The sequence below is a fragment of the Leucobacter albus genome (assembly GCF_039528015.1).
Classification (GTDB): Bacteria; Actinomycetota; Actinomycetes; order Actinomycetales; family Microbacteriaceae; genus Leucobacter; species Leucobacter albus.
Window position 1 is genome coordinate 217,361 of record NZ_BAAAKZ010000001.1, and the last position, 18,032, is coordinate 235,392.

Annotated in this window: 15 protein-coding genes; 10 read left to right on the forward strand and 5 right to left on the reverse strand. The window is 68.5% G+C overall.

Annotation, left to right across the window (positions count from 1 at the left end; genetic code table 11):
- The first annotated feature begins 37 nt into the window (after window positions 1-37).
- From nrdF to ABD115_RS01020, 3 genes are all read left to right on the forward strand, one after another.
- Window positions 38-1,015, forward strand: coding sequence for a class 1b ribonucleoside-diphosphate reductase subunit beta (nrdF, locus tag ABD115_RS01010; RefSeq protein ID WP_343957276.1), 978 nt, complete (start codon window positions 38-40; stop codon window positions 1,013-1,015).
- Between the two features lies 1 nt (window position 1,016).
- Window positions 1,017-1,850, forward strand: coding sequence for a hypothetical protein (locus ABD115_RS01015; RefSeq protein WP_343957278.1), 834 nt, complete (start codon window positions 1,017-1,019; stop codon window positions 1,848-1,850).
- A gap of 227 nt (window positions 1,851-2,077) precedes the next feature.
- Window positions 2,078-2,854: an isocitrate lyase/PEP mutase family protein gene (locus ABD115_RS01020; RefSeq protein WP_343957280.1), complete on the forward strand. Its 777-nt coding sequence runs from the start codon at window positions 2,078-2,080 to the stop codon at window positions 2,852-2,854.
- 68 nt (window positions 2,855-2,922) lie between these two features.
- Here ABD115_RS01020 and poxB read toward each other — a convergent pair whose 3' ends face one another.
- A complete protein-coding gene (gene poxB, locus ABD115_RS01025) occupies window positions 2,923-4,656 on the reverse strand; it encodes a ubiquinone-dependent pyruvate dehydrogenase (RefSeq protein ID WP_343957281.1) in 1,734 nt (577 codons plus the stop codon).
- A gap of 187 nt (window positions 4,657-4,843) precedes the next feature.
- Between poxB and ABD115_RS01030 the strand changes: the two genes are divergently transcribed.
- Entirely contained in the window at window positions 4,844-6,568 is a 1,725-nt protein-coding gene (locus ABD115_RS01030) for a long-chain-fatty-acid--CoA ligase (protein ID WP_343957284.1), read from the forward strand.
- Here ABD115_RS01030 and ABD115_RS01035 read toward each other — a convergent pair.
- Both ABD115_RS01035 and ABD115_RS01040 read right to left on the reverse strand, forming a co-directional pair.
- On the reverse strand, window positions 6,565-7,026 hold the full coding sequence (locus ABD115_RS01035) for a TFIIB-type zinc ribbon-containing protein (RefSeq protein ID WP_343957287.1): 462 nt from the start codon (window positions 7,024-7,026) through the stop codon (window positions 6,565-6,567). The genes ABD115_RS01030 and ABD115_RS01035 overlap by 4 nt on opposite strands.
- Window positions 7,023-8,216 (reverse strand): RsbRD N-terminal domain-containing protein, encoded by a 1,194-nt coding sequence (locus ABD115_RS01040; RefSeq protein WP_343957520.1) that lies wholly within the window; start codon window positions 8,214-8,216, stop codon window positions 7,023-7,025. Before ABD115_RS01040 ends, ABD115_RS01035 begins: the two co-directional genes overlap by 4 nt.
- 222 nt (window positions 8,217-8,438) lie before the next feature.
- Between ABD115_RS01040 and ABD115_RS01045 the strand changes: the two genes are divergently transcribed.
- From ABD115_RS01045 to ABD115_RS01070, 6 genes are all read left to right on the forward strand, one after another.
- On the forward strand, window positions 8,439-9,791 hold the full coding sequence (locus tag ABD115_RS01045; RefSeq protein WP_343957289.1) for an MFS transporter: 1,353 nt from the start codon (window positions 8,439-8,441) through the stop codon (window positions 9,789-9,791).
- Window positions 9,788-10,189, forward strand: a complete 402-nt coding sequence (locus tag ABD115_RS01050; RefSeq protein ID WP_343957291.1) for a RidA family protein — start codon at window positions 9,788-9,790, stop codon at window positions 10,187-10,189. Before ABD115_RS01045 ends, ABD115_RS01050 begins: the two co-directional genes overlap by 4 nt.
- The gene (locus ABD115_RS01055; protein WP_343957293.1) at window positions 10,186-10,830 is read left to right on the forward strand and encodes an RraA family protein; all 645 of its coding nucleotides are present in this window, start codon (window positions 10,186-10,188) and stop codon (window positions 10,828-10,830) included. Before ABD115_RS01050 ends, ABD115_RS01055 begins: the two co-directional genes overlap by 4 nt.
- A gap of 126 nt (window positions 10,831-10,956) precedes the next feature.
- Window positions 10,957-12,687 carry a thiamine pyrophosphate-dependent enzyme gene (locus ABD115_RS01060; RefSeq protein WP_343957295.1) on the forward strand — a complete coding sequence of 577 codons (1,731 nt, stop codon included), beginning with the start codon at window positions 10,957-10,959 and terminating at the stop codon, window positions 12,685-12,687.
- Window positions 12,688-12,707: 20 nt separating this feature from the next.
- A complete protein-coding gene (locus ABD115_RS01065) occupies window positions 12,708-13,973 on the forward strand; it encodes a M20 family metallo-hydrolase (protein WP_343957297.1) in 1,266 nt (421 codons plus the stop codon).
- Between the two features lie 146 nt (window positions 13,974-14,119).
- Window positions 14,120-15,190, forward strand: a complete 1,071-nt coding sequence (locus tag ABD115_RS01070; protein ID WP_343957299.1) for an FUSC family protein — start codon at window positions 14,120-14,122, stop codon at window positions 15,188-15,190.
- Window positions 15,191-15,242: 52 nt separating this feature from the next.
- Here ABD115_RS01070 and ABD115_RS01075 read toward each other — a convergent pair whose 3' ends face one another.
- Together ABD115_RS01075 and ABD115_RS01080 are read right to left on the reverse strand one after the other, a co-directional pair.
- Window positions 15,243-16,595: a D-alanyl-D-alanine carboxypeptidase family protein gene (locus ABD115_RS01075; RefSeq protein ID WP_343957301.1), complete on the reverse strand. Its 1,353-nt coding sequence runs from the start codon at window positions 16,593-16,595 to the stop codon at window positions 15,243-15,245.
- Complete coding sequence (locus tag ABD115_RS01080; RefSeq protein ID WP_343957303.1) at window positions 16,596-17,933, reverse strand: D-alanyl-D-alanine carboxypeptidase family protein; 1,338 nt, start codon at window positions 17,931-17,933, stop codon at window positions 16,596-16,598.
- Window positions 17,934-18,032 lie beyond the last annotated feature (99 nt).

The following is an 18,032-nucleotide window of genomic DNA, read 5'->3' on the forward strand; positions in this document are numbered from 1 at the left end:
AACGATCAGAGACACTGAAGGACAGTAGAGGAACAGAATGAACCCGAAGCCGTTCAAGCTGGGACACGCGGTGCAGGCCATCAACTGGAACCGCATCGAGGACGAGAAGGATCTCGAGGTGTGGAACCGCCTCGTGAATAACTTCTGGCTCCCCGAGAAGGTGCCGCTCTCGAACGACGTGCAGTCGTGGGCGACGCTGACGCCAGACGAGCAGCTGCTCACGATGCGCGTGTTCACCGGCCTGACCCTGCTCGACACGATCCAGGGCACCGTCGGCGCCGTATCGCTCATCCCCGATGCGGTCACCCCGCACGAGGAGGCCGTCTACACGAACATCGCGTTCATGGAGTCGGTGCACGCGAAGAGCTACTCGTCAATCTTCTCGACGCTCGCGTCGACGCAGGAGATCGACGACGCCTTCCGCTGGTCGACCGAGAACGCTGCGCTGCAGAAGAAGGCGCAGATCATCGTCGACTACTACGAGGGCGACGACCCACTGAAGCGCAAGGTCGCCTCGACGCTGCTCGAGTCGTTCCTGTTCTACTCGGGCTTCTACCTGCCGATCTACTGGTCGTCGAAGGCGAAGCTCACGAACACCGCCGACCTCATTCGCCTCATCATTCGCGACGAGGCCGTGCACGGCTACTACATCGGCTACAAGTACCAGCTTGCGGTCGCGAAGGAGACCCCGGAGCGTCAGGAAGAGCTCAAGGAGTACACCCTCGCGCTCCTGTACGACCTCTACGAGAACGAGATTCTGTACACGCAGGACCTCTACGATCCCGTAGGCCTGACCGAGGACGTCAAGAAGTTCCTGCACTACAACGCCAACAAGGCGCTGATGAACCTCGGGTACGACCCGATGTTCCCGAAGGAAATGACCGACGTCAACCCGGCGATCCTCTCGGCGCTCTCGCCGAACGCCGACGAGAACCACGACTTCTTCTCGGGCTCGGGCTCGTCGTACGTCATCGGCAAGGCCGAGGCCACCGAAGACGAAGACTGGGATTTCTAGTTTGACGACTAATTCGATGGCGCAAATGGTTGCGCTGAGCGAATCTCTGTCCGAGATAGGTGCTTCGATAGATCTTCCCTCGGCGAAAGCGGTAGCGTCGTTAGCGAAGTCTCTATCTGTGTTCTCTGAAGCGACTGGTGCCATCTTGGAGAAAGCGTACGCGCCGTTGGCGTCGCTGGCTGAGACGTTGTCGGTGGTCTCCGAAGTGACGGCGATGTCGAATGCGAGTTGGACGGCGCCGTTGGCAACATTAGTAGAAACGCTGCCGGACTTCACACAAACGCTTGGGGCTACTGCGGCTGCAGTTACGAGGATTCCGCTGCAAGGAATGCTGGATTCATTGTCTCTGACGGCAAAGTCGTTGGATCTAGTGACTCCGAGTGTGGCAGCGCTGGTTGAGGACCTTGCTTTTGCGAACTTCGATGCCCAGCGGATGATATCCGGTCTCCCTGCATATGCAGGGTTGGAATCGCTGAACGGATTGTTTGGAAATATCTCCGCCCAGATGGGGCTTGCAGGCGCTCTCAGTCCTGAGGTTCGGACGAAGCCTGGAACGGAAGGGTATCAAGACGAGTTTGTTCGTGTTGTTCGAGAAGGTTGGACTGTACAGGGAACTGCTGCGCGTACCGGACAAGATGATGCTGCACGCTCCTGCGATGTTGTTCCGTACAAAGATGACCAAGGTCGACTCACCAACACCGTTGCTACCGTGATGGCTCTGGTAGTTGGGGCCGTGGCTTGGACAGCAGACCTAACCATGAACAGCGCACCGTCCCCCGTCGCGGCATTGTTGGTAGCGGGAGCTGTTTTTGGTTGGTGTCGCAAGCAGCGATGATCGACAGGGATGCTCATTGCGGTTATGGGCATCGAGGGAAGCTTTCCTCGTGTTGTGTCACTACCCGTCGACGAGGACGCTCCTTCCAGCCTTATCCTCGCCACGGCGGTGGGTAGCTAAACTGTAGGGCAGGTCAAGCTGTCACCTAAACGTTGCGCTTTCCGGATCTCTTAGATGAGTCACGTCCGGGCCTATCGCGACGCGGCGCCGGTTGGTAGCGTGGCCACATGACCTCCACAACGCACAAGGCTCAGCGCCTCTCAGAACTTCATGCAGCCCCCGAGATTCTTCGCGTCGTCAATGTGTGGGACGCGATCTCGACGAAGGCCGTCGCGGCGCTCCCCGAGACGCGGGCAATCGCGACGGCGGGCCATTCGATCGCGGCGACCTTCGGCTACGCCGACGGCGAGATTCCGCTCGAGCTCACCCTCGACATGGTCGGGCGCATTGTCGAGGCGGCGGGAGACCTGCCGGTGAGCGCCGACCTCGACGCTGGCTACGGCGACGCGGGTGAGGCGGTGCGCCGCGTCATCGGCGTGGGCGCGGTCGGCGCGAACATCGAAGATCGGCTGCGGCCGCTCTCTGAGTTCGTCTCCGAGATCGAGGCTGTCGTCGCTGCCGGAGCGGTCGAGGGCGTGCCCTTCGCGCTGAACGCCCGCACCGATGCGTTCGTGCGCGCCGGCGGCCGCCCGGTCGAGGAGTCGATTGCCGACGCTATTGAGCGCGGCCGGGCCTACCTCGATGCGGGCGCCGACGTCGTGTTCGTGCCGGGCGTGCTCGACGCCGACACTACGCGCCAGCTCGTCGCAGGCATCGGCGAGCGCAAGATCAGCGTGATTGGCCTGCCCGGTGCGCTCACGGCGCGCGAGTACGAGGAGCTCGGTGTAGCCCGCATCTCGTACGGGCCGACGACCCAGCGTGCGGCGCTGACCGCCTTCCAAGACCTGGCGATCGACCTCTACCGCGACGGCGTGGTTCCAGAGAGCGTGCGCCCGCTGAACTGACCCGAACGCGACCGCGGGGTGCGCTCCGTTGTGAGAGCGCACCCCGCGGCCCGGCGTAGAACCCCGAGCTAGTCGAACAGGCGCCGAAACACGTTGGTCTCGGCGAGGTCGATGAGCTCTTCCCCTCGCCCCGAGAGAATCGTGCGCAGCGCGAACAGGGTGAAGCCCTTCACCTGAGCCGCGGTGATGGTCGGCGGCATCGATAGCTCCTGGCGAGCGGTTGTGACGTCGATGAGGGCGGGGCCGTCGTGGGCAAACGCCTCAGCGAGCGCTCCCTCGAGGTCGTCGGGGCGCTCGACGCGCCGGCCAAAGATGCCCATTGCCTCTGCGACGGCTGCGAAGTTCGGGTTGTCGAGGTCGGTCGCGTAGGTGACAACGCCCGCGGCCTTCATCTCGAGCTCGACGAAGTTCAGCGAGGAGTTGTTGAACACGACAAGCTTCACCGGCAGCCCCAGCTGCCGCAGCGTGAGCAGCTCGCCGAGCAGCATCGCCAGGCCGCCGTCGCCGGCGAGCGCAACGACCTGTCGTTCGGGGAAAGCTACCTGCGCGCCAATCGCCTGCGGCAGCGCGTTGGCCATCGAGCCGTGGTTGAAGGATCCGATCAGCCGCCTCGCGCCGTTCATCTCGAGGTAGCGCGCGGCCCACACTGTCGGGGAGCCGACGTCGGGAATGAACACGGCGTCGGCTGCGGCGAGTTCGCTGACGAGCCTGCCGACGTACTGCGGGTGGATCGGGGTGCGGTTGCGGTCGTTCGTCGCGAGCTCGTCGAGGCCCTTGCGGGCCTTCGTGTAGTGCCTCGTCGACTCATCGAGGTGCTTGCTGTCGCTGCGCTCGGTGAGGCGCGGCAGCAGGGCCTGAACTGTGTCTTTGACGGAGCCGACGACGCCGACGTCTACGGGCACCCGGTTGCCGAGGTTTTCGCCGCGGATGTCGATCTGAACGATTTTCGCCTTCGACGGGTAGAACTGGCGGTACGGGAAGTCGGTGCCGAGCATGAGCAGCACCTCGCACGACTCCATCGCGCGGTAGCCAGAGGTGAACCCGAGCAGGCCCGTCATGCCGACGTCGAAGGGGTTGTCGTGTTCGAGGAACTCCTTGCCGCGCAGCGTGTGCACGATTGGCGCCCTGAGCCGGTCGGCGAGGGCAATAACCTCTGCGTGCGCCCCTTCGGTGCCGGCGCCGCCGAGAATCGTGATGCTGCGGTGGGAGTTCAGCAGCTCGGCGATCTGGTCGAGCTCGCTGTCTGCGGGGCGAACCACCGGGCGCGACTGCCGAATCGGCGCAGATCGGGGCCTGCCCGTCGCGGGCTGGAGGAAGACCTCGCCGGGCACAACGATCACGGCGACGCCGCGTTTCTCGATTGCGGCGCGCATCGCGCCCTCGAGCACGTGGGGGAGCTGGTCGGCTGAGCTCACGAGCTCGGTGTAGACCGACGCCTCGCGGAAGAGCTGCTGCGGGTGCGTCTCCTGGAAATAGTTGCTGCCGATCTCTGCCTCAGGGATCTGCGCGGCGATCGCGAGCACCGGCACGCGGCTGCGGTTCGCGTCGAACAGGCCGTTGATGAGGTGCAGGTTGCCCGGGCCGCAGCTGCCTACGCACACGGCGAGCTCGCCCGTGAGCGCGGCGTCGGCGGCAGCGGCAAAGGCGGCGGCCTCCTCGTGGCGCACGTGCTGCCAGGCGACCTCGCCGTCACGCCGCAGGGCATCGGTGAAGCCGTTCAGGCTGTCACCGGGGAGGCCGTAGACGTGTCGCACGCCCGCGTCTTTGATGGTGTCAACTATCTCATCGGCGATGGTGCGCACGTGTCATTCCTCCCGTTGGTGGCGCCAGCATACTCTCGGCCACTGCAAGCGGGGTAGGTCTTCCCTGAGAGATGTCTCAAATAGGCGCGAGGGGAGGCACGGAGGCCAGTCTCGGTCTGCGCCCTAGAGAAAGCAAGGCCTTGCTCAGAAGCTGAATAGAGGGCGCTGCGGCGATACCCTTGTAACCATGCACCTGAATGAAACGCGCGAGTGGAACCGGTTCTACGCCAAGGGCACCCCGGTCGATATCGAGCCGGTGACCGGTTCCCTCGTGGATCTGCTCGATGAGCGCTGCTCACAGTGGGCAGATCGCGACGCGATCAGCTTCTTCGGCCGCACCGTGAGCTACCGCGAGCTCGGCGATCGCGTGGCGCGCGTCGCGCAGGGGCTGAAGGATCTCGGCGTCGGCGCCGGCGACCGCGTCGCGCTCATCATGCCGAACGCGCCGCAGCACGTGATCGCGTTCTACGCGGTGCTGCGCCTCGGCGCGATCGTCGTCGAGCATAACCCGTTGTACACGCAGGGCGAGCTCGAGACGCAGTTTCGCGACCACCGCGCGAGCGTCGTGATCGCGTGGACGAACGTTGTTGAGACGGTGCAGACGCTGCCAGCAGAGCTCGGGATCCGCACGATCATCGCGGTCGACGTGACCCGCGCGATGCCGTTTGCCACCCGGGCAGCGCTCCGCCTGCCGATCGCGAAGGCGCGCGAGGGCCGCGCGAAGCTCTGGGCGCAGACGACGGGAACGGTGCCGTTTGCCGAGCTTGAGCGATCCGCCCCGCTCGCGGCGAGCCACCCGCGCCCGAAGCGCGACGACATCGCCTGCCTGCAGTACACGTCTGGCACGACGGGCACGCCGAAGGGCGCGATGATCTCGCACGGCAACCTGTGGGCGAACGCCCGCCAGGGCGCCGCGTGGATGCCAGACTTCACGCGCGGCGAGGGCTCCATCTACGGCCTGCTGCCGATGTTTCACTCGTTCGGCGTGCTGCTCTCGATCATCTACGCGATCGAGACGGGCTCGCGCGCTGTGCTCTTCCCGACGTTCGACCCAGAGCTCGTCTCGCAGGCGGCGAAGCGGTTCCCGCCGACCTTCGTGCCCGCCGTGCCGCCGATGTTTGACCGCCTCGCCCGCGTCGCGCGCGACGGCAAGCTCGATCTCTCGGGCGTCGTCTACGCGATCTCGGGGGCGATGACGCTCACGCCGGCCGTCGTGAAGCGGTGGGAAGATCTCGCCGGCAGCATGCTCAACGAGGGCTACGGCCTCACCGAGACGAGCCCGGTCGCGCTCGCGAATCCGTTCAGTGACGCGCGGCGGATCGGGGCGATCGGCATCCCGTTCCCCTCGACCGACATTCGCGTCGTGAACCCCGACAAGCCGACTGAACAGGTCGCGCTCGGCGAGGTCGGCGAGCTGCTCATCGCGGGCCCCCAGGTGTTTCAGGGCTACTGGAACCGGCCGGAGGAGACAGCGGCGACGCTGCTCGACGGCGGCTGGCTGCGCACGGGAGATCTCGTCGTGCAAGACGAGGACGGCTTTGTCACCGTGGTGGATCGGAAGAAGGAGCTCATCATCACGGGCGGCTTCAACGTCTCACCGAGCGAGGTTGAGCGCGTGGTGAACACGGTGCCGGGCGTCGCCGAGAGCGCCGTTGTCGGAGTTGCTCGCGGCAGCGGTGCCGAGATCGTGACGGCTGTCGTGGTGCTCGAGGAGGGTGCGACCTTCGACGAGGAGGCCGCACGCGAGGCCGCGCGCGAACACCTCGCCGAGTTCAAGCGCCCGAGCAGCTATCTCGTGTGGGAGGAGCTGCCGAAGTCGCTCATCGGCAAGGTGCTGCGGCGCACCGTGCGCGATACGCTCATCGCCGATCGCAACGCGGTGCGACCGGCGCCAGCCGATCCAGAGGCCTAGGAGTCGAAGATGTCGCCGAGAAACTCGAAGGGGCTCTTCTTCTTGCGGTAACGGGGGTCGCCGTAGCCGCCGCGGCGATCGTCGTAGCGCGGCTTCTTGCCGCGGTCGTCGTGGCCGTAGCCGCGGTCGCCGTAGCTGCGCTCGCCGTAGCCGCGGTCGTCGCGCCCCCGGTCGTCGTAGCCGTACGGCTGCGGCGGCACGGGCTGCGAGTAGTGGTCTCCGAGCGGCGGTGCGGCCTGCGGGGCCGCAGGCGATGCGGGGGCGGCGGGGGCCTGCGGTGCCTGGTGCTGGGGAGCCTGCTGCGCGGCGAACGCTTCAGCCTCGGCCTGAGCGCGCTCGAGAATCTTGTCGAGCTCGCCCCGGTCGAGCCAGATGCCGCGGCACTGGGGGCAGTAGTCGATTTCGATTCCCTGACGCTCGCTCATGAGCAGGGTGGTTCCGTCACTGGGGCAGTTCATGTTTTTAGCGTAGGCAATTCATGCCGCGAATCCGCTGTGACCGTGGCATCAGGGCCCGCCTCCGACCCAGCGAGCGCGATCAGGGCGCGGGCAGCGTCGCGCGGCACCGTCGGGTCGAGGCCCGTGAGGTCGTGGAACGCGCGCAGCCGATTCACGACCGTGTTGCGGTGCACGAAGCCCGACTCCGCCGTCTGCTTCACGGAGCCGGTCTCGCAGTAGGCGAGAAACGTCTCGACCATGCGCGCCCGGTCGCCGGGGGGGACGCTGTCGAGGCCGGCGAGCGCCGCGGGGCTCAGCCCGGGCAGCAGTGGGGCAAGGGCCGAGGCTGCCACCGGCGGCCAGAGCTCGTGCTCGTCGCTGAGGCGACCGGCCGGCGCGTAGGGCACGAGCCGATGGGCGACCCTGGCGGCCTCGGCAACCCCCTGCAGCCCCGTGATCTCGTCGACGACGACGCCCCGCGTGGCCGCGAGTGGGTGGCTACCGAGTACGTCGGCCCTGGGCCGTACGAACAGCACGCCGTCGTCGAAATCCCAGGCGAAGAAGCGATGCCTGGTGTGCTGGAGGTCAGCAACGAGGCGGCGAGCCTCGGCGACGGCGTCAGACGGCACGAGGATCGCCTCATACTCGGCGTCCACGGGGGTGCCGAGCGCGGCCGCGACCTCGGCCGCGACGTCCGCCGGGTCCTCTGCCGCGAGCAGCAGCGCGAAGGCGCGGGTCTCGGCGGCGCGGGTGTCGAGCGCGAGCGATTCGAGCTCGTTGAGAAACGCGACCTGCACCTCGCCGATGTAGTCTTCGACCGTCGAGAGCACGACCTCAGCGTGCTCGACGAGGAGCGACGCGTCGGCCGCCGAGACGACGCGGGTGAGCCCGGCCCAGAGCACACGGTAGTCGAGTCGCACGGCCTCGAGCAGCCGGTCGCGGTCGACGCCCTGCCTGGCCCGTCGCACGCCGAGCCGCTGGGGGAGGTCGGCGAGGTGGCTCGGCAGCGGCTCGCCGCGCAGCTCGGTGATGAGGAGCGTCAGCGTTTCGCGGGCCGTGGCGCGAATATCTGGCTCTGAGATGTCTTCGTAGCCGCCGCCGGCCGCGCGCAGCCGGGCGACGAAATCGTCGACGAGGGCGTCCATGTCTGCCCGCAGGTCTGCGAGGGTCGCCACCCACCAATCGTCGCGTGGCGCGGGCGCGCCTGGCATGGCCGTCACAGCTGTCCTCCCTCGGAAGTGGTCACTCCCATAGTATTGAAGTTTCACACACCGTAAGTGACGGTTTTGGGGGCAGATGTGGTTCAGAATGTGCATGTGCATAATCTGGGCGTCGATCCGTGTGCGAATGCTAATTGCCGCTTGCGCGGGAAGCGGCGACCGTAGATAGGTGGGCCGAAGACGTGCCCAAAACGTATTTCCATGGAGGAAACAATGACTGCACAGCTAGCTACGGACGAGGCTGTCCCGAACGGACGACTTGACCAGTCGAAGATGCGGAAGATCGCTACGGCGAGCGTCATCGGCACCACCGTCGAGTGGTACGACCTGTTCCTGTTTGGCACCGCGTCGGCGCTGGTGTTCAACCAGGTCTTCTTCCCCGACCTGCCGCCCGCTGTCGGCACGATCCTCTCGTTCCTCACGTTCGCTGCGGCGTACGTCGCCCGCACGCTCGGCGCGATTCTCTTCGGCCACTTCGGCGATCGCCTCGGCCGCAAGTCGATGCTGCTCGTGTCGCTGCTCACGATGGGCGCGGCGACCCTTGCGATCGGCCTCGTTCCCGACTACAACACGATCGGCCTCGCTGCGCCGTTCATCCTGCTCACGCTCCGCATCATTCAGGGCCTCGCGCTCGGTGGCGAGTGGGGCGGAGCGGTGCTCATGACCGTTGAGCACGCACCCGAGAACAAGCGCGGCTGGTACGGCTCGCTCGTGCAGGTTGGCGTTCCCTTCGGCACGCTGCTCGCGAACGTCGCGTTCCTCATCGTCACCGCCTCGGTGTCGCAGGAGGCGCTCATCTCGTGGGGTTGGCGCGTGCCGTTCATCGCCTCGATCCTGCTCGTCGCTGTCGGCATCTACATCCGCCTGAACATCGAAGAGACCCCGAGCTTTCAGCAGGTCCGCGAGCAGGGCGCGAAGGCCAAGCTGCCGTTTGCCTACCTCATGAAGCACTACTGGAAGCAGGTTGTGCTCGGCGGCATCGCGACCCTCTCGACCGGCTCCACCTTCACCCTCATGGTCGCCTCTGGCATGAACTACGGCACGAGCGAAAAGGGCTTCTCGGCGAACCTGATGCTGTGGGTCGTGCTCGTGGCCTGCCTCCTCGGCCTGTTCCTCATCCCGTTCTTCGGCAAGCTCTCCGACAAGTACGGCCGCAAGCCGATCATCGCCGCGGGCATTGCAGCAGAAGCGCTCCTGGCGTTCCCGTTCTTCTGGCTCATCAACACGGGCAACACCGCAGCGGTCTTCCTCGCGTACGGGCTCATGATGATCGCGTTCTCGGCGAACTACGGCCCGATCGCGACGTTCCTCGCGGAGCTCTTCGGCTCGAAGGTGCGCTACTCGGGGCTGTCGATCGCGTACATGCTCTCGGGCCTGCTCGGCTCGGCGATCACGCCAGCGGTCACCGTGTGGCTGCTCGACGTCACCGGCCAGAGCGACTCGATCGCCTGGTACATCGCGGCCGCCGCAGCGCTGTCGTTCGTCGCACTGTTCCTGCTGAACGACAACCATAAGCGCGACATCGACCGCGTCGGCGCGACCACGGCGATCTCGGTCGACCATTGATTCGGCGGATCGACTCGGCGCCGGGGCTCGCCCCGGCGATCGGACCCTACTCGCAGGCGGTCGTCGCGAACGGTTTCGTGTTCACGACCGGGCAGGTGCCGTTCCACGCTGACGGCACCGCGCCCGCGGAGTTCACGGATCAGGTGCGTGTGTGCATCGAGAACCTCCGCTCCGTGCTCGAGGCCGCGGGCTCCGGCCTCGACCTGGTCGTGAAGGTGAATGCGTACCTCACGTCGCCGGAGCAGCGGGACCCGTTCAACCGCGTCTACGCCGAGTACTTCGGCGACGCGAAGCCGGCGCGCACGACAGTGTGCGTTGACATCTGGGACATTCCGTTCGAGATTGAGTGCGTCGCGGTCGTGCGGAGCGCGAACGCGGCCGAGGAGGCAACCGAATGAGTCGATCCACCGATGAACTGATCGCGGCGCTCAGAAGCGTCGAGATCCCGACGCTCGGGCACTTCCTTGAGGAGGGATTCTGCGATCAGGATCTCCGCCCGGTGAACAGCGGCCCCCAGCTCGTGGGGCGGGCCCGCACGCTGGATCTCACCGCGCCCGACGCGTTCGCCGTGAACCGCGCGCTGCTCGCGCTTGAGCCTGGCGACGTGCTCGTGATCCGCGTTGCGGGTCGCGGGCACGCCCCGGTCGGCGCGGTGACCGCGCACGCAGCGATCGCGCAGGGCGCGGCCGGCATCGTCGTCGACGGGCCGGTCACCGACCAGGCTGCGCTTCGCGAGCTGCAGGATAGTCTCCCGGTATTCGCGACTGGCCTCACCGCACGCACGACCAAGCGTTCGGGCGCGCTCGCTGGCGAGGCCGACGGGGCGCTGGATCGGACGATCGAGGTGGCGGGCGTCACCGTGCGCCCAGGAGACCTCGTGCTGGGCGACGCCCAGGGCGTCTTGATCCTGCCGCCCGAGGGGCCCGGCGACGACGTGCTCGACGCCGCCCTCGCATCCGACGCCGCGGAGCCAGCGCTCGTCGCGCGCATCGCCTCGGGGGAGCCGCTCTCGGCGATCCTCGCCACGGGCAACAGCTGATTCGCGCCGGCGCCTGATCCGCAGCGGCTCGAGCCCCGCCGCACGCGCGCATCGCGCAGGCGCACCGCCCGCAGCCAGACACAGATTTTCGCGGCCACCGCCGCACCGCTTCACAAGGAGAGCACCATGACCACGCAGCACGCACCGGACACCGCCACGCACTCGGCGGGGCACCTCATCGTTCGTACGCTCGAGGCGCACGGCATCAAGCGCGTGTACGCGGTGCCGGGCGAGAGCTACCTCGACGTGCTCGACGGCCTGCACGACTCGGGCGTTGAGACCGTGGTCTGCCGCCAGGAGGGTGGCGCCGGCTTCATGGCGCTCGCCGAGGGCCGCCTCACTGGCCGCCCCGGCATCGCGATGGTCACGCGCGGCCCCGGCGCCGCGAACGCGATGATCGCTGTGCACACGGCGTACCAAGACGCGACGCCGCTCGTCTTGTTCGTCGGCCTCGTGCCCGTGAACGACCGCGAGCGCGACGCGTTCCAGGAGTTCTCGCTCACGGGCTGGTTCGGGTCAACCGCGAAGCGCGTCATGACGATCGACAACCCCGACCGCGCGGGCGCGCTCGTCGCCGAGGCGATGCGCATCGCGGCATCGGGCCGCCCCGGCCCCGTCGTCATCGGCCTCCCCGAGGATGTGCTCGTGCTGCCCGCTGCCCCCTCAGTCGCGCTCCCGGTCGCTCCCCCAGCGCCGGCTCCGCACCCCTCGGAGATCGATGCGCTCGTCGGGCGGCTAGCGAAGGCTGAGCGACCCGCGATCGTCGTTGGCGGCGATGGCTGGCACGAGGGCCAGGGCGCCGAGCTCATGGCGTTCGCCGAGGCCGCAGGCGTTCCCGTGTTCTGCGACTGGCGCGCGTACGACGCGGTGCCGCACGCGGGTGGGGCCTGGGCCGGCTGGCTCGGCTACGGCCGCACCGACGCTGTCGCCGAGGGCTACATCAACGCCGACCTGCTCGTTTTCATCGGCTGCGGTCGCGCAGACGTCTTGAGCGACGGCTACACGCAGGGCTTCGACGCCGAGACGGTGCTCGTCACGGCTGACCCCGACGCGACGATGCACTCCGGCCGCACCGACCAGCACGTGCTCGCGACCCCAGCGACGTTCGTTGCGGCGCTCACGGGCGCAGACGCGGGCGCTGCCCGCGGCGGCCGCGACGACGCCTGGATGGCCGGCCGCGCCCAGGCACAGCTCGCGACCGAGGCGCACCGCCCCGACGCCTCGATCGACGGCGTCGCCCAGCAGATGGATCTCGGCGTCGCGTTCGGCGAGCTCGACGACCGGCTCGCGGGCCAGGCCGTGCTCACGTTCGGCGCGGGCAACGCGACGATCTGGGCGCACCGCTTCGTGAAGCACCTTGCGCCCGCGAGCCTCGTCGGTGCCCGCAACGGCGCGATGGGCCTCGCCGTCCCCGCCGCTGTCGCAGGCTCCCTCATCTTCCCCGAGCGCAACGTCGTCGCGGTCTGCGGCGACGGCGACTTCCTCATGAACGGCCAGGAGATCGCGACCGCCGTCGCGCACGGCGCGAAGCCCCTCATCGTCGTCATCGACAACGAGATCTACGGCACGATCGTGCAGCACCAGGAGAACCACTACCCGGGCCGCCGTTCGGGCACCCGCATGGCGAACCCCGACTTCGCCGACTGGATGCGCTCCTTCGGCGGGCACGGCGAGCGCGTCGAGCGCACCGAGGAGTTCGGCCCCGCGCTCGATCGCGCGCTCGCGGCTGACGCTCCCGCGCTCATCCACGTGCTCATCCCCGACACCGTGATGCCGCCCGCCTCGAGCGACGTGCCGGCGACCGGCACGGCGACCGGCACGGCGACCGGCACAGCGACCGGCACAGCGACCGCCTGAACGATTCGAAGGGACAGACCATGACTGACCAGACACCAAACGAAACGTTCCTCGCCGACTGGGCGATCCACTCGCGCTTCGGCGCGGTCGAGGGCACGAACGGCGTCGAGCGGCAGGCCGCGAGCGCGGCCGACGGCGAACAGCGCAAGTGGTTCGCCGAGCTGCTCGAATCGCACGGCTTCACCGTCAAGCGCGACGCGATCGGCAACCAGTTCGGGCTGCTCGAGCTCGTGCCTGGCGCGCCCTACGTGCTCACCGGCTCGCACATGGACTCGCAGCCGACCGCTGGCCGCTTCGACGGCGCATACGGCGTGATGGCCTCGGCCCACGCCTGCTTCCGCGTGGCCGACGAGCTGCGCGAGAACCCCGAGAAGGCGAAGTTCAACCTCGCGGTCGTGAACTGGTTCAACGAGGAGGGCTCACGCTTCAAGCCCTCGATGATGGGCTCGAGCGTTTTCACCGACAAGCTCGCGCTCGAGGAGGCGCTCGCGACCGAGGATCCGAAGGGCATCACGGTGCGCGAAGCACTCGATGAGATCGGCGAGCGCGGCGCGGCACAGGTGTTCGGCGAGGAAGGCCTCGACGTCGCCTCGTACGCCGAAATTCACGTGCAGCAGGGCCGCAGCATGGAAGAGAACGGGGTCACGATCGGCCTCGTGAACGCCACCTGGGCCGCCCACAAGTACGACTTCCGCGTGAAGGGTGAGCAAGCGCACTCGGGCTCGGCGCTCATGGCCGATCGCCGCGACGCGCTGCTCGGCGCCGCCCGCCTCGTCGTCGCCGCCCGCGAGCTCGTCGACGAGTTCGAGCCTGGCGCGCTGCACACCGCGTGCGGCGAGCTCACCGTGTACCCGAACTCGCCCGTCGTCGTCGCGAGCGAGGTGCGGCTGCTGCTCGACCTGCGCTCGCCGAGCGCCGAGGTGATCCGCGGTGCGCACGAGCGCCTCATGGCCGTGATCGAGCGCGTGCAGCGCGACGATCGCGTCGAGATCGAGATCGTCGCCGAGCACAGCTGGGATCAGAACCCGTACCAGGAGGAGGGCGTCGAGCTCGCCCGCGAGGTCGCCGAGTCGCTCGGGCTCACTCACGACCGCGTGATGACGGTCGCGGGCCACGATTCGACGAACATGAAGGATCTCGTGCCGACCGTCATGCTGTTCGTGCCGAGCGTCGACGGTGTCTCGCACAACCTCAACGAGTACACGCGCGACGAGGATCTCGTTGCGGGCGTCGAACACCTGACGGGCGTGATCGGGCGCCTGGCTGAGGGCGCGCTCGTCGCCTAACGCGAGCCCACCCCGGCTCCACCCGCACGGGCCAGGGCGCGTCGCCGCGGCCCGGATACACTGAGGGAGAGACCTCCTCGGGTGCCGGGCCGTCGGCGTGCGCCGGCGCGGGCCGCCACGGTGGGTCTGCGTGGGGAAGGGAAAGCATGCACGAGCCTGGTAGCGCGCGAAACGAGCTGGTCGCCGCGCTGCGCAGCTTGGTGACGTTCGCTCCCGGGCCGGGAAGTCGCGGGTGGATCGCGGCGCGTGCTGCGCTGTCGATGGGACTACCGTTGGCCGCGCTCACGCTCAGCGGGTACCCGGGGCTCGGGCTGCAGGTGAGCACCGGCGGTTTTCTCGCGCTGTTCTTCGCGGGCAACGCCGCCGCAGAGCGCGCCCGCACCCTGCCGTTCATCGCCGTGGCCCTCGGCGCCTGTGCGGCGCTCGGGGCGTGGCTCGCGCCGGCGCCCTGGCTCGCAGCGACGGGTTTGATCGCGGTGGCCGTGGTGACGAGCGCCCTCGCATTCGCCTTCCGGGTCGGCCCGCCAGGCCCGATGTTCTTTACGCTCGTGTACGGCCTCGCCGGCATGATCACGGCGGCGCGCGACGCCGATCGCGGCACCGAGCCGCTGGCGTTTCTCCTCGCGTTCGGCTGCGGCCTGCTCTTCTCCTACCTCGTTGCGCTCACGCCGTTGCTGCTGCCAGCGCGCCGCGCGATCCGCCCCCGACCCCTGCGCGAGCTGCTGCCCGGGCCGTGGCTCGGCGCCGGTGAGCGCTGGCTCGTGGTGCGAGTTGCGGCGGTGGCCACCATAGGCACTGTCGTGAGCATGATCTGGGTCGACCCATCGCGGGCCTACTGGACGGTCGCGGCTGGCATCGCGGTGATCGGGCTGAGCACCGTTCCGAACCACTCCTTTGCGCGGGGCCTGCACCGCACGCTCGGCACCCTCGTCGGCGCCGCGGTGTACCTGCTCATCGCGCCGCTCGCGCAGCTGCCGTGGGCGTTCGTGCTGCTGCTACCCGCGCTGCAGTTCGTGATCGAACTCGTCGTGGTGCGCAACTACGGGCTTGCGCTCGTGTTCATCACCCCGCTCGTGCTGTTCATCGCGGGGGCTGCGACGGGCAGTTCCGATCACTTTGCGACGGCGCTCGAACGCCTCGTCGACACAGCGTTCGGCTCGGCGCTCGCGATGGTCTCTGGCGTGCTGCGTGAACGGCCGGCGGTCGCCAGCCGGTAGCGGCTGCCAGGCCGACAAAGTTCGGGGCCGGCCAGCCTGCTCGCCGGCGCAGTTACAGCCCGAAGAGCTCGCGCGGGTGAGTCAGCCGCCACCCGAGAGACGGCTCGGCGAATGACCCGCCGCGACGCACGGCCAGCGTTTGCGCCCCGTCTGGCCCGGTGACAGCGAGCGCGTCGCCGCCGGCCTCGACCGACAGCGTGAGCGACTCCCCTGGCACGAGCACGGCGTCGAAGCTCTCTGCCGCGCTCAGCGTGACGCGGCTGCCGTCAATGCTCGTGAGCGTGCCGAGGTGTTCGCCCGAGCTCACGACGGCCCGCCGCTCGGGCATCGCCGCGAGCGAATCCAGCAGCGCCAGCGCGTCATCGCTGCGCGCCTCGACGCTGTCGCGGCCGAGCACGACGGCGATTCGCACGAGCGGCCGGTCGGCGAATTCTCCCTGCGCCGCCGCGGCGAGCGAGTACCCTGCGAGCTCGGTGTGACCGGTCTTCACGCCAATGGCGTCAGCCGATTCGCCGAGCAGCGGGTTGGTGTTCGCTACCTCGCCAATGCCCCACGGCAGCGTCGCGTGCTCCATCGCGACGATCTCGGCGAGCGCGGGGTCTTCGAGCACGCGCCGGGCAAGTTGCAGCACGTCTGGTGCGCTCGCCACGTTGCCGTCGTCGATGCCGCTCGGTTCGGTGACCGTCAGAGACTCGAGCCCCTCCCGGTCTGCCCAGTCGGCGGCCGCCGCCACGAAAGCGTCGGTGTCGCCGAAGACGGAGTGTGCGTACGCGGTTGCGAAATCGTTCGCAGACGGCACGAGCGCGAGCGTGAGCAGCTCGCGGCGCGTGACCTCGATCCCCGCTGGGATCGGGAAGGCGATGCCGTCGACCTCGGCAAGCTCGGCCTGAAACTCGACATCGGCCTCCGTCCAGGTGTAGCTGGGCCCATCCTCGCCCGGGGCGAGCGGCTCCACCTCTTGCCCGACGAGCACGGTGACGAGCTTGGTGAGGCTCGCCAGCGGGTGCGCGTCGTCGTCGTTCGCCCAGACGGTGTCGCCGTCGAGCCACCCGACCGCGGTCGGGAGCGTCTGCCCGTCTACGGCTGCCTGGGCGGCCGCATCGTCGACGGCGAAGCGTTGCTCCGCCGGCACATCGAGCCGCAGCGTCGGCTCGGGCAGCGGCACGAGCGCCGCCGCCGCGACGTAGGAGCCCGCGACGGCGATTGTCACCAACGCGCCGGCCGCCACGGCCCTCGGGCGCCGGCGGCGGGGTGCGCGGTTCTTGGCCGCCGCGGCCGTGCTTGCCGTGGCTGTGGCTGCAGTGGCTGCGGTGTTGGTGGCTGCGGTATTGGTGGCCGTGGCCGCGGTCGCGGTGGCTTCGTCGCTGCGCGCGCTCCCGCCGTGTGTGGGCTGCTGTGGCATCATTTACCAACCGAACAGTTCGGCTGGGTGGGTGAGCCGCCACCAGAGACCCGGCGCCGGGAGCGTGCCCTCGCTGCGAAGCGCAACCTCGATATCGCCGCTCGGGGTGGCGATGCTGAGCGTGCCGGCGTCTGCGCCGGCGTCTGCGTCGCCCCGCCCGGTCGAGGCGCGGCTCGGCGCCTGGCTCGGCGCCTGCGAGAGCATCGCCGAGCGGATGGCGGTCTCGCCGGGCAGCATGGTCGCCTCGGCGCTGTCGGCCGCGACGACCGGAACCGATGCGCCATCGGGGCCGACGAGCTCCCCGAACTGCTCGCCGGCGGCCACGAGCGGAACGCGCTGGGGGAGCGCCTCGATCGCGGCGAGCATGTCGCGGCCAGACTGGGCGCGCGCCTCAATCGAAGGGCGCGCGAGCGTCACTGAGATCTTCACAACCTCGCGGCCGCCGGCAGTGCTCTCTTGCGCTGCGATGAAGTTGAACCCGGCAGAGCTCGATCGACCGGTCTTCACGCCGAGCATGCCGGGCTGTTCGCCGAGCAGCGGGTTCGTGTTCTCGATGAGTCCGATGCCCCAGGGCATGACGGCAGACTGGGTGCCAGTGAACTCGGCGATTGTTGGGTTGTTCAGCGCGAGGCGCGCGATGCGAATGAGATCGTCTGGGCTCGCAACGTTGCCCTCGTCCATGCCGGTCGGCTCGACGAACTCGAGTGAGTCGAGGCCGTGGCGATCCGCCCAATCGTCGACCGCGGCCAAGAACGCGTCGTTGTCGCCGAACACCGAATACGCGTAGGCAGCCGCAAAGTCGTTGGCCGAGGGCAAGAAAATCAGTGTGAGCATTTCGCGCAGGGTGACCTCGGTGCCGACGGGAATCGGGTAGGCCACGCCGTCGAGCGAGAGATAGTAGTTCTGGCGTTCTCGGTCTGCCGCAGTCCAGGTGTACACGGGGCCGGTGTCGCCGGGCGCGAGCGGTTGCGCCTCCTGGCACACGAGCACGGTAATGAGCTTCGAGATGCTCGCGAGAGGGTACGCGCGGTCGTCGTTCGACCACACGGCGTCGCCGTCGAGCCAACCGATCGCCGTTGGCAGCTGCTGCGCATCGACCGCGGCCTGGGCGGGGGCGAGGTCGGCCCAGCGCTCGCCGTCTACCTCGCCGGTGGTGCGAAGCGTCGGCGCGGGCAGCGGCGCGGCGGCCGCCGCTGCGGCATAGCCCCCTGCTCCGAGCACGAGCAGCGCCGGCACGAGCCAGGCGACGACCCTCCCGCGACGCCCGCGCCTGGGCGCCTGCGCGCGCGGTGCAGGCGGCGCGGGCCGAGCGGTGGCCGTCGGGGTGAGATCGTCACGCATAGCCATTAGCCTAGCTGCGCGTTGCCCGCGTAGCCTGCGCGCGCACGGGTCGCCCGGGGGTGGTTAATCTGTCACATTTGACCATTCATACCCCCGAAT